21 protein-coding genes and 1 pseudogene are annotated in these 18,937 nt (G+C 61.7%); 10 read left to right on the top strand and 12 right to left on the bottom strand.

The annotated features are described in order from the left end of the window. Positions 1-35: 35 nt before the first annotated feature. Both QMA15_RS11780 and QMA15_RS11775 read right to left on the bottom strand, forming a co-directional pair. A complete protein-coding gene (locus QMA15_RS11780; RefSeq protein ID WP_021333950.1) occupies positions 36-2,102 on the bottom strand; it encodes an ABC transporter ATP-binding protein in 2,067 nt (688 codons plus the stop codon). Next, positions 2,099-3,832, bottom strand: coding sequence for an ABC transporter ATP-binding protein (locus QMA15_RS11775; RefSeq protein ID WP_021333951.1), 1,734 nt, complete (start codon positions 3,830-3,832; stop codon positions 2,099-2,101). The genes QMA15_RS11780 and QMA15_RS11775 overlap by 4 nt, the downstream gene beginning before the upstream one ends. A gap of 320 nt (positions 3,833-4,152) precedes the next feature. On the opposite strand from QMA15_RS11775, the gene QMA15_RS11770 reads away from it, so the two are divergent. The 6 genes from QMA15_RS11770 to QMA15_RS11745 all read left to right on the top strand — a co-directional run bounded on the left by QMA15_RS11770 (position 4,153) and on the right by QMA15_RS11745 (position 8,617). Beyond that, the gene (locus QMA15_RS11770) at positions 4,153-4,275 is read left to right on the top strand and encodes a hypothetical protein (protein WP_003944443.1); all 123 of its coding nucleotides are present in this window, start codon (positions 4,153-4,155) and stop codon (positions 4,273-4,275) included. Positions 4,276-4,484: 209 nt separating this feature from the next. Next, positions 4,485-4,607 carry a hypothetical protein gene (locus QMA15_RS11765; RefSeq protein ID WP_019749478.1) on the top strand — a complete coding sequence of 41 codons (123 nt, stop codon included), beginning with the start codon at positions 4,485-4,487 and terminating at the stop codon, positions 4,605-4,607. Positions 4,608-4,969: 362 nt separating this feature from the next. After that, complete coding sequence (locus QMA15_RS11760) at positions 4,970-5,116, top strand: hypothetical protein (protein WP_007726811.1); 147 nt, start codon at positions 4,970-4,972, stop codon at positions 5,114-5,116. 240 nt (positions 5,117-5,356) lie between these two features. After that, complete coding sequence (locus QMA15_RS11755; RefSeq protein ID WP_279163220.1) at positions 5,357-6,862, top strand: sensor domain-containing diguanylate cyclase; 1,506 nt, start codon at positions 5,357-5,359, stop codon at positions 6,860-6,862. A gap of 40 nt (positions 6,863-6,902) precedes the next feature. Next, positions 6,903-8,138 carry a formate-dependent phosphoribosylglycinamide formyltransferase gene (gene purT, locus QMA15_RS11750; protein WP_182262734.1) on the top strand — a complete coding sequence of 412 codons (1,236 nt, stop codon included), beginning with the start codon at positions 6,903-6,905 and terminating at the stop codon, positions 8,136-8,138. Next, a complete protein-coding gene (locus tag QMA15_RS11745) occupies positions 8,135-8,617 on the top strand; it encodes a DUF456 domain-containing protein (protein ID WP_019749482.1) in 483 nt (160 codons plus the stop codon). Before purT ends, QMA15_RS11745 begins: the two co-directional genes overlap by 4 nt. On the opposite strand, the gene QMA15_RS11740 is transcribed toward QMA15_RS11745, so the two are convergent. Together QMA15_RS11740 and QMA15_RS11735 are read right to left on the bottom strand one after the other, a co-directional pair. Next, entirely contained in the window at positions 8,521-9,360 is an 840-nt protein-coding gene (locus QMA15_RS11740) for an amidohydrolase family protein (RefSeq protein ID WP_024487914.1), read from the bottom strand. The genes QMA15_RS11745 and QMA15_RS11740 overlap by 97 nt on opposite strands. A gap of 109 nt (positions 9,361-9,469) precedes the next feature. Next, positions 9,470-10,867, bottom strand: coding sequence for an FAD-dependent oxidoreductase (locus tag QMA15_RS11735; RefSeq protein WP_019749484.1), 1,398 nt, complete (start codon positions 10,865-10,867; stop codon positions 9,470-9,472). Between the two features lie 230 nt (positions 10,868-11,097). Between QMA15_RS11735 and QMA15_RS11730 the strand changes: the two genes are divergently transcribed. From QMA15_RS11730 to QMA15_RS11720, 3 genes are read left to right on the top strand one after another with little or no spacing between them, the layout of a single operon-like run. Continuing rightward, complete coding sequence (locus QMA15_RS11730; RefSeq protein WP_019749485.1) at positions 11,098-11,523, top strand: hypothetical protein; 426 nt, start codon at positions 11,098-11,100, stop codon at positions 11,521-11,523. Between the two features lie 46 nt (positions 11,524-11,569). Further along, on the top strand, positions 11,570-11,998 hold the full coding sequence (locus QMA15_RS11725; RefSeq protein ID WP_007726822.1) for a rhodanese-like domain-containing protein: 429 nt from the start codon (positions 11,570-11,572) through the stop codon (positions 11,996-11,998). Then, positions 11,995-13,218 carry an O-succinylhomoserine sulfhydrylase gene (locus tag QMA15_RS11720; RefSeq protein WP_029538600.1) on the top strand — a complete coding sequence of 408 codons (1,224 nt, stop codon included), beginning with the start codon at positions 11,995-11,997 and terminating at the stop codon, positions 13,216-13,218. The genes QMA15_RS11725 and QMA15_RS11720 overlap by 4 nt, the downstream gene beginning before the upstream one ends. Positions 13,219-13,262: 44 nt before the next feature. On the opposite strand, the gene QMA15_RS11715 is transcribed toward QMA15_RS11720, so the two are convergent. Next, entirely contained in the window at positions 13,263-13,859 is a 597-nt protein-coding gene (locus tag QMA15_RS11715) for an alternate-type signal peptide domain-containing protein (protein ID WP_113682312.1), read from the bottom strand. Next, positions 13,859-14,032, bottom strand: coding sequence for a hypothetical protein (locus QMA15_RS11710; RefSeq protein ID WP_256279811.1), 174 nt, complete (start codon positions 14,030-14,032; stop codon positions 13,859-13,861). The genes QMA15_RS11715 and QMA15_RS11710 overlap by 1 nt, the downstream gene beginning before the upstream one ends. 94 nt (positions 14,033-14,126) lie before the next feature. On the opposite strand from QMA15_RS11710, the gene QMA15_RS11705 reads away from it, so the two are divergent. Beyond that, the gene (locus QMA15_RS11705; protein WP_166501965.1) at positions 14,127-14,459 is read left to right on the top strand and encodes a hypothetical protein; all 333 of its coding nucleotides are present in this window, start codon (positions 14,127-14,129) and stop codon (positions 14,457-14,459) included. 677 nt (positions 14,460-15,136) lie between these two features. On the opposite strand, the pseudogene QMA15_RS11700 reads toward QMA15_RS11705, so the two are convergent. The 6 genes and pseudogenes from QMA15_RS11700 to QMA15_RS11675 all read right to left on the bottom strand — a co-directional run. Beyond that, positions 15,137-15,283, bottom strand: a pseudogene (locus tag QMA15_RS11700) (S24/S26 family peptidase); the annotation flags it as partial. A gap of 170 nt (positions 15,284-15,453) precedes the next feature. Then, a complete protein-coding gene (locus QMA15_RS11695; protein WP_051720827.1) occupies positions 15,454-16,065 on the bottom strand; it encodes a SipW-dependent-type signal peptide-containing protein in 612 nt (203 codons plus the stop codon). Next, positions 16,049-16,693, bottom strand: a complete 645-nt coding sequence (locus QMA15_RS11690; RefSeq protein ID WP_279163222.1) for a signal peptidase I — start codon at positions 16,691-16,693, stop codon at positions 16,049-16,051. The genes QMA15_RS11695 and QMA15_RS11690 overlap by 17 nt, the downstream gene beginning before the upstream one ends. Next, positions 16,690-17,253: a hypothetical protein gene (locus QMA15_RS11685; protein WP_279163223.1), complete on the bottom strand. Its 564-nt coding sequence runs from the start codon at positions 17,251-17,253 to the stop codon at positions 16,690-16,692. Before QMA15_RS11685 ends, QMA15_RS11690 begins: the two co-directional genes overlap by 4 nt. A 4-nt stretch (positions 17,254-17,257) precedes the next feature. Continuing rightward, positions 17,258-17,815 (bottom strand): alternate-type signal peptide domain-containing protein, encoded by a 558-nt coding sequence (locus QMA15_RS11680; RefSeq protein ID WP_020906667.1) that lies wholly within the window; start codon positions 17,813-17,815, stop codon positions 17,258-17,260. Positions 17,816-18,102: 287 nt separating this feature from the next. Beyond that, on the bottom strand, positions 18,103-18,918 hold the full coding sequence (locus tag QMA15_RS11675) for an HAD-IIA family hydrolase (protein ID WP_020968831.1): 816 nt from the start codon (positions 18,916-18,918) through the stop codon (positions 18,103-18,105). Positions 18,919-18,937: the final 19 nt, after the last annotated feature.

Here is an 18,937-nt window from a genome sequence, read left to right as displayed (position 1 = left end):
CGGGGCACTGTGTCCGCCGAGGGAGGCGCCGATCACTAGACGGCGGCACCCTCGAACTGAGCGTTGTAGAGACGGAAGTACGCGCCCGCCGCTGCGATGAGTTCGTCGTGTGTGCCCTGCTCGACGATCTTGCCCGCCTCCATCACGACGATCAGATCGGCGTTACGGATGGTGGAGAGCCGGTGCGCGATGATGAAGCTGGTGCGCCCGACGCGCAACGCGGACATTGCTTGCTGCACAAGCTGTTCCGTACGTGTGTCGACCGAGCTGGTCGCCTCGTCGAGAATCAGCAGCGACGGCTCCGACAGGAATGCTCGGGCAATCGTGATGAGCTGCTTCTCGCCGGAGCTGATGTTCGATGCCTCCTCGTCCAGCACGGTGTCGTACCCGTCCGGGAGCGTGTGGATGAAGCGGTCGACGAAGGCAGCGCGTGCGGCTTCGTGGATCTCGTATTCACTGGCGTCGAGCCGGCCGTACGCGATGTTGTCGCGGATCGTTCCGCCGAAGAGCCAGGTGTCCTGCAGGACCATGCCGACGTGCTTGCGCAAGTCGGAGCGGCGCATCTGCGAGATGTCGACGTCGTCGAGAGTGATTCGGCCCGAGTCGACTTCGTAGAAGCGCATGAGCAGGTTGACCAAGGTGGTCTTGCCGGCACCGGTGGGTCCGACGATGGCGACCATCTGCCCGGGCCGAGCCGTCAGGTACACGTTCTCGATCAACGGCTTGTCCGGCTCGTAGCGGAACGAGACGTTCTCGAACTCGATGTGTCCGACGTTGCGATGGCGTCCGGCAGGCTCGGGCATTAGTGGCACGTCGATGTCGGGCGACTGCTCGGGTTCGTCGAGAAGCTCGAAGACCCGCTCGGCCGACGCTGCTCCGGACTGCAGGCTCGTCGACATGGACGCGATCTGCGTGAGTGGTTGGCTGAACTGGCGCGAATAGACGATGAACGCCTGAACGTCACCGAGTGACATGTTGCCGCTGGCGACCTTGAGAGCGCCGACCACAGCGAGCAGCACGTAGGTGATGTTTCCGACGAAGTTCATGACCGGCATGATCAGGCTGGAGAGGAACTGTGCGCCGAAGGACGCGTCGAGGAGCTTCTTGTTCTGCTCGGCGAATTCACGCTCGGCTTCGGCCTGATGCCCGTACACGCGTACCAGGTCGCGACCGCTGTAGTTCTCCTCGATCTGCGCGTTGATCTTGCCCGTCTCGGTCCACTGAGCCTTGTACAACACCTGTGCTCGCTTGGCGACCCTGGCAACGAGGAGCACCGATACCGGCACCGCGATCAGTGCGATCAGGGCGAGCATCGGAGAGATGACGAACATCATCGTCAGGACGCCGAGGACGGTGAGCACCGACGTCAGGAGCGAGGTCAACGTCGACGACAGCGTCGACGAGATGTTGTCGATGTCGTTGGTGACGCGGCTGAGGATCTCGCCGCGCGGTGTCTTGTCGAAGTATGGAAGGGGGAGACGGTGAAGCTTCGCCTCCACCGAGGCACGCAGGTTGTAGATGGTCTTCTGGACGATGATGTTGAGGAGGAATGCTTCCAACCAGGCAAGCAGCGACGAGAGCAAGTACACGCCGATCGCGAGCATGACGACTTTGCCGATGGCGTCGAAGTTCAGACCCACACCGGGAACGACGTCGGTCGAGTTGGCGACGAGGTCGGCGAACGTCGAATTCCCTGATGCCCGGATGGCGTCTGCGGCCTGCTCGCGGGTCAGTCCGGCGGGCAGGCTCTTGCCGATGAACCCGGCGAAGATGAGGTCTGTCGCGTGACCGAGGATTTTCGGCACTGCGACCGACAGCGCGATGCTGGCGATCGTCGCAACGACGACACAGAAGACCGCAAACTTGTGCGGCTGCAGAAGCGAGAGAAGCCGTTTCATCGTCGCCTTGAAGTGGCGAGGTTTGGTGTCAGTCGCGGTCAGCGCGGGCTTCGGCTCTTTGTCGGGGGTCTCGGGGTTACTCGACTTCGCATCCCCGTCCGCGGATTCAGGTTCGCTCGGGATCTTGGCGAACACCACCGTCGGGGCATCGTCGAAGTACTGGCTGTTGGGGCCGCCCCATGTCGGGTCCTGCGGGCTGGTCATGCGCTCATCTCCGCGGGAATCTGGGAAGCCACGATCTCTTGGTACGTCGGACAGTTGGCCAGAAGGAACTGATGGTCGCCGAGGCCGACCGGCGCACCGTCTTCGAGGACCATGATCTGGTCGGCATCGATGATGGATGCGACGCGCTGAGCCACGATGATGACCGTCGAATGAGTCGAAACCGTCCGGAGTTCGCGTCGGACCGCGGCGTCCGTATGCATGTCGAGAGCGGAGAACGAATCGTCGAAGACGAAGATCCGGGGTCTGCGGACCACCGCTCTGGCGATGGCGAGACGTTGTTTTTGTCCGCCCGAGAGATTGCCGCCGCCCTGGGCGATCGGTGACTCGAGACCGTCGGACAGCTCCCGGACGAAGTCGTCTGCCTGGGCGATGGTGAGGGCTGCCCAGATGTCGTCGTCGGTGGCGGTCGGGTTTCCGTAGCGGATATTGCTCGCGATCGTGCCGGCGAACAGATAGGCCTTCTGGGGCACGTATCCGAAGTTGGCGAAGAGTTCGTCCTGATCCCAGCCACGGACGTCCAAGCCGTCGACCAGGACGGCGCCGGCTGTGACGTCGAAGAGCCGGGGGATGAGTGAGACGAGGGTCGATTTGCCACTACCGGTACTGCCGACGATCGCGGTGACCGTTCCTGGCATGCATCGCATCGAGACATTCGACAGGACCGGCGTTTCAGCTCCCGGATACGTGAATCCGGCTCCACCGAACTCGACAACGCCGTAGGGGCTGGTCGGGCGAAGGGGCTGGGCCGGCGCGGGCACGGTCGGCTCGGTGTCGAGCACTTCGGTGATGCGGTCGGCGCACACGGCCGCGCGGGGGATCACGACGGCCAACATGGTCGCCATGACCACGGACATCAGGATCTGCATGACGTAGGCGAGGAAGGCGCTGATCTGGCCGATCTGCATGTCTCCGGTATCGACCAGATGCGCGCCGAACCACAGCACCGCGACGCTCGACAGGTTGGCGATCAACATGACGGTGGGCAGCAGAACCGCCTGGTACCGGCCGATGAGGAGCGAAGTGTCGGTCAGTTCCTTGTTGGCCTTGTCGAAGCGGATCGTTTCGTCGGGTTCGCGAACGAAGGCGCGAATGACACGCATACCGGTGAGCTGTTCGCGCAGTGATCGATTGATGTTGTCGATCCGCGTCTGCATCGTCCGGAAATGCGGGATCAGCTTGGCCACCACGACCGAGACGGTGATGCCGAGCAGTGGTACCGAAATCGTCAGGAGCCAGGACATCTGCAGGTTCTCGCGCAGAGCCATGATGATGCCGCCGATGCACATAAGTGGGGCGCTGACGAGCATCGAGGACGTCAGCATGACCAGGGCCTGGATCTGCAGGACGTCGTTGGTGTTGCGTGTGATCAGCGTCGGCGCACCGAAACTGTTGAATTCGCGATCCGAGAAACTGCCGACTGCCTTGTAAAAGGCGCCTCGAACGTCGTGGCCGAAGCCCATCGACGATTTTGCAGCCAGATAGGTCGATGCGACCGACGCGATGATCGACGCAAGCGAGACCAGGAGCATGATCCCGCCGGTGGACATGATGAATCCGGTGTCGCCTCGGGCGACGCCGTCGTCGATGATCCGCGCGTTGAGTGTGGGGAGGACCAACGACGCGATGGCCCCGAAGAGTTGCAGTGCGAGGACCCCGGCAAGCAACCAGCGGTACGGCGGCAGGTACGTCTTGAGGAGTTTTGCTAGCACGACGGTTCCCGGTGAGTTGCCTCGGTTGCCGCTCGTTCGCGATTGATCACACGCACACGGTATGACAGATCGCGGTCGAGGTTGGCACCGACTCTGACGATTGCATCCTTTTGTCCTAATCGACTGTGATCTCGAACACAATCGAATTCGAGATTGGATTCAGGTCACAGCACCTGAACTGCAGGTTTACATATTCATCCAATGTGTCACGTTTTCGCTTGGACAGAAACAAACTGGACGTACGTATTTAGCTTGGCTACAAAGACGTGGAGCGAACAAAACGTGCGCCGCGTCATAGATATTCATGCAAGGAGTCACATATGGGATCCCTCGGAAACCTCCTCAAGGCCAACGGTATGGGCTGGGGCATTCTCCAGCTTCTGCCCCTGGTCAACATGCTCAAAACCCTTCAGGGGCTGGACACCGCGAGCTCGAACTCCTGACGTCGACCTCGAGAAATCTTCCGAAACAACACAGGAGTAGTCGCATGACCTCGATTCAGAATCTCGACGCCTTCCTCAAGAGCGTTCTTGCATTCGTGACCAAGTTGAACGCGGGATCGGCAGACGGCTCGGGTTCGGCCGGTTCGGCCGCCGAGTAGTTCTCGGTCCTCACTTCATCTCAACTGCATTCCGACAAAAGGAGGCCCGACATGGGTTCATTCGAAGACTTCAGCGGCGTCGTCAAGACGTTCATTCCGGTGCTCAAGGACCTGTTCACGGCACTCGGTGGTGGCTCTCTCACCCCTGGGACGGGATCGGCGGCCGATAAGTAAGTCCAGTTTGTCCGAAAGTGTGGCTCGCAGTTGTCTGCGGGTCACACTTTTCGGCTTTTCACTGTGAGCTAAATCACATTATGGGACATTCTAGAGGGTGAATTTGCGCTTTGAACTGCAATTATCCGTAAAGGTGTGACCGAAAGTCCGCATTGATAGCTATTAGGTAGCTAGACAAGTGTGGAAAGCCGGTCTATAAATGCAGGCAGCGCCAAGTAAGTGCGCTACATCACAGCTCGGGATGTTGTTCGGGGGGCGGTTCAGCCATCCGTGCGGCAGAAGTTCCCGAACCATCTCGGCCACCGCCTGCGGCCGGAATGGCGCTGGAACATCACATCACCTCACATACAGGAGAACCTCCTATGTTCGGATCACTCAGCACCCTCGGACCCCTGCTCACCGCGCTCGGAGCTTTCCTCAAGTCCGTTCCCACCGAATCGCTGTCCGGCAAGGGCGAGGGCTCGTCCACCGGTTCACTCTCGGGTCTGTCCAGCGGATCCGCCGAGTAGTCATCCCTTCCGGCAGGTCCAATCGGCTCCGCCGATCGGATTGCATGCAGGTGCCCTCTGTCCACTGTCGTGGCCGGAGGGCACTCGCGTTTGCGGAGATGGTCGCAGCTGCCGTTTTGGCATGTGAACACAGAACTGCGAGTGGCAGCACCTGCGTACGATGGTTCGACGACATCGGCATACGGTCACCGCGACGTCCGGTGCTCCCGAATTCAGAGGTAGCCGACCGCGAGGTGACGCATGGTAGGGACGAGTCGCTTTCTGCGCCTTCTCCTAGTGCTGGCCGTCGTACTTGCGGCATCGTTGATCGGCATCCTCACGCGCCCACCAGGGTTGCTCGCGACATTCTGGTGCGCCAACGCCATTCTGCTGGGAATGATGGTCAGATGGCCGGTCCTGATCGAGTGGCCGACGTGGATCGCTGCGGCTGTCGGATACGTCTGCGCTGACCTGATCACCGGCAACTCGCTCTCGCTTGCGGTGCAGTTGAACGGGGCGAACCTCGCCGGAGTCACAGTCGGTGTTCTTGTTCTGTACTACTTGAAGCGCGCACCGTTCCGATTGGTCGATTCGCAGTCGCTGGTGTGGATGGTCTTCGTCTCGTTCGTCGCGGCGACTGGTACCGCGGCCACTGCCGGCGCCTTGGACCGGCTCTTACGCGGTCAGTCCTTTACCGACACGTTCTTCCACTGGGGTGCCACCGAGGTCATGGCGTACCTGCTGGTCCTTCCTCTCATTCTCACTCTCACCATCCCGTCGAGCCTTGCCGAGTTCCGCAGCAAACTGACTGCCAAAACCGTCGCCGCTATGAGCGTTCCGCTACTCGCCACTGCAGCCTGCGTGCCAATCGCCCTCAGCATCGAAGGGCCGATCGCGCTGGTCCTTCCGATTCCGGCTCTCCTGTGGTGCGCCACTCGCATCTCGGTTCCGAGCACTGCCTTCGTTTCAGTGGTCTGGTCGGTGTGGTCACTCATGATGGCGGGAAGCGGTCGACTCGATATCGGAGATCAAGCTGCCTCGACGTGGAACGAGGACGTCATCACGTCCATTGCCGTCACGCTGATCGCGTTGGGGCCGATCGCGGTTGCCTGTGCGACCGAGGAACGTCGCGCTGCCGAGCGTGAGCTCTTCCTTGCTGTCGAATTCGACCATCTGACCGGGGTCCTCTCGCGTGGTGCGTTTCTCGGACACGCGGAATCGGAGCTTGCCGCCGCGGCTCGCACACAATCCCCGGTCGGCCTGCTGATGCTCGACCTGGACCACTTCAAGAGCATCAACGACACGCATGGACATATGACCGGTGACAGCGTTCTCGCGAACTTCGCCGAACGGGCCGCTGACCGATTGTCGGACGGCGATCTGATCGGAAGGCTCGGCGGCGAGGAGTTCGCCATTCTGCTTCCGGACTGCAGCTACGCGCGAGCAGTCGATGTGGCCGAGGCGGTCCGCGGCGCGCAAGTCGAGTACTCGGCCGAATCAGAAGTGACGAGCACCGTCAGTGTCGGCGTCGCGTGGGTCGATCATGCGACGCCGACGTTGACCACCCTTATGACCGTCGCGGACGAGGCTCTGTACGAAGCCAAGCGCGCCGGGCGCAACCTCGTGAAAGTGCGCCGGCTCGGCAACGATGCATTGCCGCAACGGAATTCCGAGCCGGATATGGCCACCCGCACCTATCGCAAACCTGACATACCACGAACGATCAGGCGAGGATTTGGCCGCGAAGGTGTGGTGGACGGCCGATAACCGCGCTGACCTGCATCGGGATTGGCATATAGTCGCACCCATGCAGCTTGATTCGACGCCTTCGCCCCTGCCGACGCTTCCGCTCCGATTCGGAACTCCCCTGACCGAGAACTCCATCCGCGTGATGATGTTGGGATCAGGCGAGTTGGGTAAGGAAGTTGTCATCGCGTTGCAGCGTCTTGGCGTCGAAGTGATTGCGGTGGATCGGTATCCCGATGCCCCTGGGCACCAGGTGGCTCATCGTGCGCATACCGTCGACATGACCGATCCGGAAGCGCTGCTTGCCGTCATCGAGTTGGAAAAGCCTCACTTCGTGGTTCCCGAGATCGAGGCCATTGCGACGGATGCGCTTGCACTCGTTGAAGAACGCGGGGCCGCGGTGGTCATTCCCACCGCCCGCGCCACCCAGCTCACGATGAACCGTGAGGGGATCCGTCGGCTCGCGGCCGAGGAGTTGGGCCTGCCCACTTCGCCGTACGCTTTCGCGGACTCGCTTGCCGAAGTGCAGGCAGCGACAGACCGAATCGGTTTCCCGTGCGTCATCAAGCCCGTCATGTCCTCGTCGGGGAAGGGACAGTCGACGGTTCGATCCGCCGAAGATCTCGACGCCGCATGGGATTACGCGATGGCCGGAGGTCGTGTGAATCACGGCCGGGTGATCGTCGAGGGTTTTGTCGATTTCGATTACGAGATAACACAATTGACGGTTCGCGCCGTCGGTGAGAGCGGTCAGGTCGAGACGTCGTTCTGCGAGCCGATCGGGCACCTGCAGGAAGCCGGTGACTACATCGAATCGTGGCAGCCGCAGCAGATGTCCGCAGTTGCCCTCGCCTCGGCCCGAGACGTCGCCGAGAAGGTGACCACGGCTCTGGGCGGGCGAGGCATCTTCGGCGTCGAGCTATTCGTGAAGGGTGACGACGTCTTCTTCTCCGAAGTGAGCCCACGGCCGCACGACACCGGATTGGTGACTCTGCGGACGCAGCGACTTTCGGAGTTCGAGCTGCATGCCCGCGCGATCCTGGGATTGCCGGTCGACACGACGCTCACGGTGCCGGGAGCATCGGCGGTGATCTACGGCGGAATGGAGGCCAAGGGGATCGGATTCGACGGCGTCGCCGAGGCACTCTCGGTTCCCGAGACGGACCTGCGGCTCTTCGGCAAGCCCGAGAGCTTCACGCGTCGTCGCATGGGTGTTGCAGTGTCGACGGCCGCCGATGCGCCGACTGCACGCGCCCGTGCTCGCGAGGCCGCGTCGAAGGTGCGTCCCGTCGGATGAGTCCTGTGGCCGAGGTCCTCGTCGGGCTGGTCATCCTGGTCGGTCTGATCGGTGTCGTCGTTCCGATTCTTCCGGGGACACTTCTCGTTTTCGGTGCAATTCTGGTGTGGGCGATCATGACCGGTGGCGCGACGGCGTGGACGGTGTTCGCGCTGTCCACGCTGGCACTGGTGGTCACCGGGATCGTGAAGTACACCTGGCCAGGCAAGCGGATGAAGTCCGGGGGAGTGCCCAACCTGTCGGTGGTGGTCGGCGGCGTCGTCGGCATCATCGGGTTCTTCGTGATTCCGGTCGTGGGCTTGTTCCTCGGATTCATCGTCGGAACGTATTTCGCCGAACTAGCGCGACTGCGCCGTTACGACATCGCCTGGTCGTCGACGCTTCACGCGGTGAAGGCAGTCGGATTGTCCATGCTGGTGGAACTGTTCGGAGCGCTGATCGCGGCGGGGCTGTGGCTGGGAGCCGTCGCGTTCACTTGAGCGCAGCGGTACCAGGAGCGGGCGTTGTCGCACATGACCGCGGACAGGTCGTCGCCGACAGCTTCGGCGATCACGTCCAGGTCGTGGACCTCGAACGCTCGACGTGCCCGTGTGCCGGGTAGATCGGTGCCGAACATCAGCGCAGCGGGGTTGACCGCGTGGATCTGGCGAAGCACGTCGCCGACGTCGGAGATGGTGGTGCGGCCGAACCCGGTGGCTTTGACGCGTACCCCGCGGTCGACGAGGTTCAGGAGATACGGCAGTCCGCGGGTGGACATTCCCAAGTGGTCGATGCTCACCGCCGGCAATTTGGCGAAGACGGGTTCCAGCGACAGCAACAGCGTGGCATCGACGTAGAACTCGGCGTGCCAGCCGACCAGATCGAATGCCCGGTTGGCGAGATCGGCGAGTAGACGCAGGTCGGTGGCGCCTCGGCGCAGATTGAATCGGACGGCGCGCACTCCCAGCGCGTCCAGCGCAACGATGTCTTCATCGGTCGCATCGAGCGGCAAAGCAGTGACGCCCACCCAGCCTTCGCCGAGCTCGGACAAGGCGGCTTTCAGGTATTCCTGGTCATTGCCCTGGTACGACGCGGTCACCACAGCGCCGCCGTCAACACTCAGGCCCTTCAGTGAGGCAAGCCGGGCCCGGTAATCGGCCACGGTGAAGGGCTCAGGCAGGTACCCGTGATTCTCGACCAGCGGGAAGCGCGGGTCGATGATATGCACGTGGGCGTCAAACACGGGGTCTATTTTGCCCTGTTGCCTTGGGTTCCCGCACACACCACCGGCCCGATGTGACCTGGGTCGCGTCGGGCCGGTGGAGGGCTTCTGTTCAGTTACTTCTGCGCACTCAGTTCGCGCGGTCGGGCTCGGACGCCTTCAGCATGTCGTGACGCTCGACGACCTTGATGCGCTCACGGCCTTCGGGTTCGCCCAGGCTGCGCTCGTGCGCGTCGAGGCGGTACCAGCCCTGCCAGGTCGTGTACGGCACCTGCTTGCCTTCGAGGAACTCGATGACGGCGTTCTCGTCGGGGTTCGCGGCGCCGGCGAAGCCGACGGAATCCTCGAGAAGATTCGCGACGGTTTCGTTGGCGTCACCCTTCGTGTGGCCGATGAGGCCGACGGGGCCGCGCTTGATCCAGCCGGTGACGTAGGTGGCCGGCATGAACCGGGCTGCGCCCTCGGCGTTGTCGTCGGCGACGACGCGTCCGGCGTCGTTGGGGACGGTGCCCGCCTGGTCGTCGAACGGCAGCTGCGTGACGTTCTGCGAGAGGTAACCGACGGCGCGGTACACGGCCTGGACATCCCAGTCCTTGTACGTGCCGGTGCCCTTGACGTTGCCGGTGCCGTCGAGCTGAGTGCGCTCGGTGCGCAAGCCGACGACCTTGCCGTCTTCACCGAGGATCTCCGTGGGAGATTCGAAGAAGTGCAGGAACAGCTTGTGGGGGCGGGCTCCGACGTCGCGAATTGCCCAGTCCTGCAGCGTATTCGCAACCATGTCGACCTGCTTGGAGTTGCGGCGAGCCTGCTCGGAGCCCTCGTCGTAGTCGATGTCCTCGGGGTCGACGATGACCTCGATGGTCGGGGAATGGTCGAGCTCACGCAGTTCGAGAGGCGTGAACTTGGCCTGGGCCGGGCCACGGCGTCCGAAGACGTGAACCTCGACGGCCTTGTTGTTCTTGAGGCCCTCGTAGACGTTGGCGGGGATCTCGGTCGGCAGCAGTTCGTCGCCGGTCTTGGCGAGGACGCGGGCGATGTCGAGCGCAACGTTGCCCACGCCGAGGACAGCGACCTTCTCGGCTTCGAGCGGCCACGTACGCGGCACGTCGGGGTGGCCGTCGTACCAGGAGACGAAGTCGGCCGCGCCATAGCTGCCGTCGAGTTCGATACCCGGGATGCCGAGCGCGCGGTCGGCGTTGGCGCCGGTCGAGAAGATGACCGCGTCGTAGAACGACTGCAGGTCGTCGAGGGTGATGTCGGTGCCGTAGTCGATGTTGCCCAGCAGGCGGACCTGAGGCTTGTCGAGCACCTTGTGCAGAGCGGTGATGATGCCCTTGATGCGCGGATGATCAGGCGCGACGCCGTAACGAATCAGGCCGAAGGGCGCGGGCATGCGCTCGAAGAGGTCGATGCTGACGCCGCGGCCGGAGACTGCGGTGTCGGATTTCATGAGGGCGTCGGCGGCGTAGATGCCGGCGGGGCCGGCGCCGACGATCGCGACCCGGAGTGGGCGGTTGGAGTCAGTCATCGTGAGGACAGCTACCTTCTTCGAAGTTCGGACAACATATCGACAAGTATCCAATTTAGCCGAACCTAAGCACAGTGCCTCGGTTGCGGCCGAACGGATCCACACTCTCACTCGATCGGTTGTGGGTAAACCTATTCTTTCTTCCCATTCTCCCGTTGTCTCGGGTATTCGGGGTAGGGGCCTGGTCCTTGACGGGCCACAATTTCAAGTTGTGGGGGAGTATTGGCGTTATGAGTGACGAGCTTCGCGAATCCGACAACATCGATGGCAAGAAGGCGTCTGCGGGGCCGTTCCTCTTGGCTGTCGCCATCGTCGCCTTGATTCTGGGTGGAATCTTCGTCGCATCGTGGATCTCGCCGGCCGAGGAGAACGTCACCGAGTCGGACCGCGTGAGCCGCTCCGTCACCGACTACGTCGATGCCGAGAATCGAAATGACGCGGAGACGGTCAAGACCCTGACCTGCGCGAGCTTCAATTCGAGCACTGGTCCGATGGCCGGCGTCGACGGAACGGTCGAACTGAAGGGTGTGGACGGGGTCGTGGTCAACGGCGATCGCGCCCGGGCCGACGTGACGATCACCGGCGGCGGAGCGGGCGAGCGGGTCTCGACCTGGGCCCTGACCCGCGACGGCAACCGTTGGGTCGTCTGTAACTGACGGCCCGCTCAGGCGCTCACGGCAGTCTTGTGAAAACATGGACTACGTGAGTTACGCAGGCGATCTGACGCCGGAGCAAGCCTGGGAGCTGCTCCGCGAAAACCCCGACGCCGTGCTGGTCGACGTGCGGACCGATGCGGAGTGGAAGTACGTCGGTGTCCCCGATGTTTCCTCCCTCGGCAAGCAGGCCGCACTGATCGAATGGGTGAGCCACCCGACCGGCGCGCGCAATGACAACTTCGTCGACCAGTTGAAGGAAGCCGGCATCACCGCCGATTCCTCCGGGTCGGAGCGTCCGGTGATCTTCCTGTGTCGATCCGGACAACGTTCCATCGGTGCGGCGGAAGCTGCGACTGCGGCGGGCATCGGCCCGTCGTACAACGTGCTCGACGGGTTCGAAGGCGCATTGGGTGCCGACGGACATCGCGGACTTGTAGGTTGGCGGGCCATCGGCTTGCCATGGAGGCAGCAGTGAGCGGAATTCCCCAGGGTGGCGCATTTCAACGAGCGCTGCCGGACGACGTCGGTCTCGGCACTCTCGGTGTTCGCGGTGGACTGATGCGTACCGGGTTCGAGGAGACTTCCGAAGCGTTGTTCCTCAACTCCGGATTCGTCTACGAGAGTGCAGAAGCCGCCGAACAAGCCTTCACCGGCGAGGTGGATCATTTTGTCTACTCCCGCTACGGCAATCCGACGGTCAAGATGTTCGAAGAGCGTCTGCGTCTCATCGAAGGCGCGGAAGCCTGCTTTGCGACTGCCAGCGGAATGTCGGCTGTCTTCACCGCGTTGGGCGCGCTGTTGGGCAACGGCGACCGATTGGTGGCTGCGCGCAGCCTGTTCGGATCCTGCTTTGTCGTGTGCAACGAGATCCTTCCGCGCTGGGGAGTCGAGGTCGTCTTCGTCGACGGTGAAGACAACGCGCAGTGGGAAGAAGCGCTCTCGGTGCCGACCACTGCGGTGTTCTTCGAGACGCCGTCCAACCCGATGCAGTCCCTCGTCGACGTTCGGCGGGTGTCGGAGCTTGCTCATGCTGCCGGTGCAAAGGTAGTGCTGGACAACGTCTTCGCGACGCCGCTTCTGCAGCGCAGCCTCGATCTGGGTGCCGACGTCGTGGTGTACTCCGGTACCAAGCACATCGACGGTCAGGGCCGCGTGCTCGGCGGCGCGATCCTCGGAACCGAGGAATACATCAGCGGTCCCGTCCGAGAACTGATGCGGCACACCGGTCCTGCGCTCAGCCCGTTCAATGCGTGGACTCTGCTCAAGGGTCTCGAGACCATGCCGGTCCGTATTCGGCACTCCGTGGCTTCGGCACTCGAGATCGCCGAATTCCTCGAAGGGCACTCCGGCGTCAAGTGGGTCAAGTATCCGTACCTGACTTCGCACCCGCAGCACGAACTCGCGAAGTCTCAAATGAGCGGCGGCGGAACTGTAGTCACATTCGAGCTCAATGCGCCTGACGGCGAGGGCAAGAAGCGGGCGTTCGAGGTTCTCAACGGCCTGCGCGTCATTGACATCTCCAACAACTTGGGAGATTCCAAGTCTTTGATCACCCACCCCGCAACCACAACGCACCGGGCGATGGGTCCGGAAGGCCGTGCAGCAGTGGGTCTTACAGACGGCGTTGTGCGTTTGTCGGTGGGGCTGGAAGATACCGCCGATCTCTTGGCTGATCTGAAGCGAGCCCTCGGCTGATCCGGTAGAACGCCTTGCCCTCGAACTTCGTTTGGCGAGGCGTTCTACGGCGCAGGTGTCAGACCCAGTTGTTTGACGTCGATCGTCAACGCCGTCGTATTCAGTGTGAGGCCTGAGCTTGTCGTGTCGGCGGGGTAGATCGTGAACAGCACCTGCGCGGTCAGGTTGGTGTTGTTCAACGCCGATGTGACCGGGATGAGGTTCGGCGTCGGTGCCGTGCTGTCGTACAGCAGATTGTTGCTCTGATCCGTGACGTACGTGCGAAGGTCGATGTTGGCGGCTGCGAGCCCGCCGCTCAACTTGGTCTTGTCGACTGTCACGTTCGCTTTCAGACGAGGGCCGGTGGACATCACCTTCGAATCGCAGAAATACGTGTAGTTGAATCCGGGCTTGAGTCGGTAGGTAGTGATGTCCGGGATATATACGAGTGGATTCGGATTGGTGGGCGCGTTGACGTAGACCTGCGAATACCAGCCCCCGCCGCTCGTGGTCACGCATGCTCCCAGATCCAGGGTCCCGGACTGGACAGCGGCGCTCGTCAGGGTCGTACTGTCCGTCCATTTCGCCAATGTGCCCGAGCCGCCGAGCAATACAGCTCCGGCCGCGGCGACTGCCATGGCGGCTTTCGTCGTCTTTTTCATCACGGCACCAGGGCCTTGATCTCGTCCGGAAGTTCGCTCGGGGCAGGAGATTCGGCCCAGACTCCCGCTGACGTGTCGATGACGATGACGCCGCCACTGGTGATCACATACAACTGATCGGTACCGGTGAGCCAGTGAAGGACAGCGTCGGCGTCGACGGTACCTCGATACACCTCAGTTCCTGATGAATTCGACACGGACACAACGGTTCCACTGGCAGTCGAGAGCTTCTGGGCGCTGAGACCGTTCGTGGTTGCCGGGGCACCGATGGGAACCTCGCTCGGGGTGGTCGTGATTGGTGGCACGGTCGTCGTAGTGGTCGCGGTGGTTGTCGTTGTTGGGGGCGCCGTAGTTGTCGACGGTGTCGATGTGGTCGTCGAGATCACCGCTGTGCTGGAGGTTGCCGTATTCGGCGTGGCCGGCGATGAGGTCGGCGCAGTCGTCGACGTGGTTGTGGTCGACGTCGGGTCGGTTACGGCAGGCGCTGGTGCCGCCAATGCTTTTGGACTCGAGGCATTTACAAACGTCGAACTGCCGTTGCACGTGAGCGAGGAAAAGAGAATGACGGTTGTGGTGCTGGTGATCTTAAAGGCTGCATAGGACGTGGTTACAACATCTCCAGACAGTCCATGCACTTCGACGCTGTACTGAGTGGAGCCCAGAAGCAGTCCACCACTTGGTAGATCAATAGGGGTTAATGTGACCTGCCCAGCAGCAACGTCCATTGAATTGGGAAGTGTTGCGCCGGTTGCAACATTTTTGAAGATTATGCGATAACTTTGGCCAGCGACAGCCGTCCACGTGAGAGTCGCGTTGGTACTTGAAGTGCACCCAAGTGTTGATGGTGAAGTGGGGACCGTCGCGGGAGCTGAAAAGGCGATGCTCGAAGCCGTCGCCGCATCTGCGAAGAGCGCGGTCGTTCCGCCGGCACTCAGAGCCCCGAATGAGACGATTCCGACAGCTCCGAGCGTTGAGATTGTGAGAAAGGAACCTGGTGACTTGCTCGTCGGATCTGTCGCGGAACGCGCACCGGTTACATTGTTGGAGGGTCCATCCGAGTCGGATGGCGAACCAGGGCGGCGCGGGTGGAACGCGATGTACAGAAGACCTCCAGCAGCGAGTATGCCAAGAACCAATCCGCTAGGACCAGAGAGCCACGACGCAATATAGCCGAGTTTGTTGACGCTGAACAAGATTCGGTCGGCTTCGCCGAACGCGTATGGGGTCGAATCAGCGACAGGGTTGGCATCACCCCTCAGTATGGCTACTGCTTGCCCATCGGCAGCGACCGTTATCGACTCGACGCGGTGTGTGATGCGGGTGCCGCCATCGGTGAGAACGCTGACGACGTCGCCGGATCGGATTTCGTCGGCGGGGACAGTCCGAGCGAAGGCCAGCGCCCCAGTCTCGATCGTGGGCGCCATCGAACCCGAGGTGAACACGAGGGGAGTGATGCCGAAGATGATCCCGGCGGCAAAAAGTCCCAGCGCGAGGACACCGCCGATCGCGCCCACCGTGAGCAATGTTTCTCGGATTCGATTCGCCAGATGCGGCACTGTCGAGCCGCGGGTTTCGGAGTGTCGTGACATGGCTCTCATACCACCGCTTTGAAATTGAGGGTCATGTTTGCAGACACAGTGGGTGTGAGTGCTGATGGCTTGACCGGCATTTGGACCGAGATGCACAGGGGTTCCGAACCACCTACAGGAATCGACCGAGTCTGACCAGCGGGGGTAATGGGCTGGTCCGGCGTGGTGGTCAATGTCAGGGCGGTGGCTATTTGTATTCCGCCAGTGCAGTTGGCCGCCGTGGTACCCGTCGCAACAGTAACTTTCAAGAATCGTGCGAGTTCACCCGTGGTGGTTGAAGTCAGTGTGTACTTGAGGGGGAGGCCGGTCGCTGCCGACACATTGTTCTTCACATTGACTGTCGTTCGCTTCGAATTCCCAGCGGCCATACCCGTCATGCCCAGTTCGCTGAGGTTGAGTGTTTTGGTCATCGTCGTTTGCCCGGTGCTCGTCAGCTGCAGGTCAATGGTGCCGGTCACGATGTCTCCGGACTTGGCCGTGGCGGAGCCCGACCAGGCCGCAAGAGTGCTGACACCCCCGACCCCGAGGACCATTCCCAGAGCGAGCAGCGCGCGAAAGCGCGTGCTGGTCAACAGGTGACGAATCCGATGGGCCGGACGGTCAGGGCGCGAGGGCATCGTGCTGGCCTTTCTCGATCTGGTCGGAGTCTGTGGGCTCGAGAAGTGCAGGGGCAGGAGCCAACCGGGCGCGAGCTCGATCCTTGCGGCCGTCACGGATGCCGCTGATCATCATGTAGGCCGCGTACAGCAGTAGTGCCGTCACGACTATCACCACGATCACGGTGCGCTGCTCTCCGGTGAGCCAAGTGTTGACGTAGCCGAGATACGGAAGGCTGTACCAGACCTTTCCCCGGATCTGTACTGGCCGTACTTCTTTCTCGTCGCGTTCACCGTTCGCGTCGCCTTGGGTGATGAAAGTTCTTTCACCCTTCTGGTTTTCGCTCGTGGCAATGATCCGGTGTGTGACGACTGTCGGCTGACCCGATTCCAGCTGGTACGTAATAGGTGTACCGATCCCCAGTTCGGACGGATCGACAGGTTTGACGACGACCAGTGATCCAGGGTTGTACGTCGGGCGCATCGAACCGGTCAGAATCGTGAAGCGCTGCGCTCCCGCGAAGAAGGGGACGACAATGGTTGCGACGATGACTGCCGAAATTGCCAGCAGCAGTGTCCAACTGACGATAGAGGTGACCCACCAGAGCGGGCCTGTACGTTCGGTGCGCTTCGTGGAGTGCTTTGTCATACCGGACCTGCCTGGAACGTCAAGGCAGTGGTGTTTGTTGCTCCGGAGGCCGACTCGGTTCCTACCGTGAGTCGCAAACACAGGACGTAGGTTGCGTTCGAGGCCAGCGGAGGCATGAACGCCGGTGAAACCGGGTATTGCAGCGATGCGTTCATCGAACCCGATATCAGGGGGGCGACTGCCGGAGCCGCTGTGTTCACTCCAACCGGGCAGGCGCCTTCGTTGGCGACTCCGTATGTGGTCAGCGTGAAGTCGGTCAGAGGCGTCGTCGCCTGCATTCGCCATTGCAAGGGGTCGGTTCCCGAGTTTTTGACGGTCAGCGGCGCTTGCACCGTATTACCAGGAACTACCAGAGTCGTTCCGGTCGTCAGCGTTGACAACGGGTACGACGCGCTGGTGCCGCCGGACGTTCCTACCTGCAGGTTGACGCTGGCAGCGGTTGCGGTCCCACCACTCGCGCTCGCCGAATCGGACCACAGCGCGAGCGACTGCTGTGACGATGCGAACACCGCTACAGCAGCCACCGCGACTGCGATCGCTCCCCAGACCTTTTTCCTCATGAAATTACGGAGCCGGAGTCAGCGCTGTCTGAGTGACGACCAGCTTCATCGCCGCCAAGTTCAGCGACTGATTCTGCGCGACCTGGTTGGCCACCTCGGTGAAGTTCAGACGGACTCCGACGTGCACGATCGTGCCGTTCTGTACCTTGGTGATCTGTGAAATCGGGTTGCCACCAGCGTCCTTGATGGTCGTAACCGGCTGTACAGCGGCGGCAAGTTCGGCGCTGTTGGCACCCGGAACGATGCCGGCCGTATCAGCGGTCAGAACAGCCGCGAGACGATCGCCCACTGCGGTCACTGTGACGTCGCAGGTGTATTCGATGCTCTCGGTGGTGACGATGCGGTAAGCCGAGATGTTGGTGATCGCAGTCTTCGTCGGATTGAGGGAGTTCCAACCGCCGCCGACCGGTGCGCAGGCGCTCAGGTCGAGTGCACCGGACGTGACGGGTCCGCCGCCACTGACGTCGGCCGAGTCGCTCCACACAGCGAGCGAGCCCGCACCACCGAGGAGGAGGGCGCCGGCCGCCGCAGCAGCGATCGCGCCCTTGGTCTGCTTCTTCATGAAAATCTCATTTCATGTCTGGGACCCGAAATGGGTCGTTCAGACATGAGTATCAGCCACGGCAAACGATTCGTTACTACTTTTTCGAAATTTATTTTTCGACTGTGATCCACCTTTCTCTGTCGAACAAATTGCCTTCTGACCTGCAGATAACTATCAGTATGTAATTTTGGAGTGAAGAAAACCGATTGTTTGTCCAGTTGGACAAAGCGGACGAGTCGGAACCTGGCAATTCTGGTGCTTTTTACCAGCTAATTACCGACTTGCGGTTTTGTTTTGCAATTGAATCAATTCTTTGCGTTGCTACGGAATGGATCGGTTGTCATTCCTACAAGATCGGCGACCGACTCGAGAACGACTGTGGGTCGGTACGGGAAGAGCTCCACCGACGCGCGGGTCGAGATCCCGGTCATCACCAGAATCGTCTGCAGTCCGGCTTCGAGGCCACAGACGATGTCGGTGTCCATCCGGTCGCCGATCATCAACGTGTTAGCCGAATGAGCGCCGATGGACCGCAGGGCAGAGCGCATCATCAAGGCGTTGGGCTTGCCGACGTAGTAGGGATCGCGTCCGGTTGCCTTGGTGATGAGAGCGGCGACCGAGCCGGTGGCCGGCAGCGAGCCGTCACGCGACGGCCCAGTGGCGTCGGGGTTGGTGGCGATGAACCGCGAACCACGCTCGACCAGGCGAATGGCGGTGGTGATCGCCTCGAACGAGTACGTGCGCGTCTCGCCGAGGACGACGTAGTCGGGGTCACTGTCCGTCAGGACGTAACCGATGTCGTGCAGGGCAGTGGTCAGGCCCGATTCGCCGACCACGTAGGCGCTGCCGCCTGGCCGCTGGTTGGCCAGGAACGTCGCGGTAGCGAGCGCTGACGTCCAGATCGACTTCTCCGGGATGTCGAGTCCCGAATTGAGCAGGCGTGCTCGCAGGTCACGCGGGGTTCGGATGGAGTTGTTGGTGAGCACCATGTACGGGATGTCGTTCGACGCCAGCTCTGCCAGGAACGTGTCCGCTCCAGGTATCAAGTGCTCCTCGTGGACGAGAACCCCGTCCATGTCCATGAGGTAGGTCCAACCGGTCTGATCTTCTGTACTGGTCATGACTCCAGTATGTGCGGGT

Source organism: Rhodococcus sp. APC 3903 (genome assembly GCF_030407755.1).
Lineage (GTDB): Bacteria > Actinomycetota > Actinomycetes > Mycobacteriales > Mycobacteriaceae > Rhodococcus_F > Rhodococcus_F erythropolis.
This window is presented reverse-complemented; position numbering and strand designations above follow the sequence as displayed.

What these genes read in the sequence shown, in the direction of transcription:
- QMA15_RS11780 (WP_021333950.1), bottom strand. Translation starts at nt 2,102, where the DNA reads ATGACCAGCCCGCAGGACCCGACATGGGGCGGCCCCAACAGCCAGTAC.
- QMA15_RS11770 (WP_003944443.1), top strand. Translation starts at nt 4,153, where the DNA reads ATGGGATCCCTCGGAAACCTCCTCAAGGCCAACGGTATGGGCTGGGGC.
- QMA15_RS11765 (WP_019749478.1), top strand. Translation starts at nt 4,485, where the DNA reads ATGGGTTCATTCGAAGACTTCAGCGGCGTCGTCAAGACGTTCATTCCG.
- QMA15_RS11760 (WP_007726811.1), top strand. Translation starts at nt 4,970, where the DNA reads ATGTTCGGATCACTCAGCACCCTCGGACCCCTGCTCACCGCGCTCGGA.
- QMA15_RS11755 (WP_279163220.1), top strand. Translation starts at nt 5,357, where the DNA reads ATGGTAGGGACGAGTCGCTTTCTGCGCCTTCTCCTAGTGCTGGCCGTC.
- purT (WP_182262734.1), top strand. Translation starts at nt 6,903, where the DNA reads ATGCAGCTTGATTCGACGCCTTCGCCCCTGCCGACGCTTCCGCTCCGA.
- QMA15_RS11745 (WP_019749482.1), top strand. Translation starts at nt 8,135, where the DNA reads ATGAGTCCTGTGGCCGAGGTCCTCGTCGGGCTGGTCATCCTGGTCGGT.
- QMA15_RS11735 (WP_019749484.1), bottom strand. Translation starts at nt 10,867, where the DNA reads ATGACTGACTCCAACCGCCCACTCCGGGTCGCGATCGTCGGCGCCGGC.
- QMA15_RS11730 (WP_019749485.1), top strand. Translation starts at nt 11,098, where the DNA reads ATGAGTGACGAGCTTCGCGAATCCGACAACATCGATGGCAAGAAGGCG.
- QMA15_RS11715 (WP_113682312.1), bottom strand. Translation starts at nt 13,859, where the DNA reads ATGAAAAAGACGACGAAAGCCGCCATGGCAGTCGCCGCGGCCGGAGCT.
- QMA15_RS11705 (WP_166501965.1), top strand. Translation starts at nt 14,127, where the DNA reads ATGGGAACCTCGCTCGGGGTGGTCGTGATTGGTGGCACGGTCGTCGTA.
- QMA15_RS11695 (WP_051720827.1), bottom strand. Translation starts at nt 16,065, where the DNA reads ATGCCCTCGCGCCCTGACCGTCCGGCCCATCGGATTCGTCACCTGTTG.
- QMA15_RS11690 (WP_279163222.1), bottom strand. Translation starts at nt 16,693, where the DNA reads ATGACAAAGCACTCCACGAAGCGCACCGAACGTACAGGCCCGCTCTGG.
- QMA15_RS11685 (WP_279163223.1), bottom strand. Translation starts at nt 17,253, where the DNA reads ATGAGGAAAAAGGTCTGGGGAGCGATCGCAGTCGCGGTGGCTGCTGTA.
- QMA15_RS11680 (WP_020906667.1), bottom strand. Translation starts at nt 17,815, where the DNA reads ATGAAGAAGCAGACCAAGGGCGCGATCGCTGCTGCGGCGGCCGGCGCC.
- QMA15_RS11675 (WP_020968831.1), bottom strand. Translation starts at nt 18,918, where the DNA reads ATGACCAGTACAGAAGATCAGACCGGTTGGACCTACCTCATGGACATG.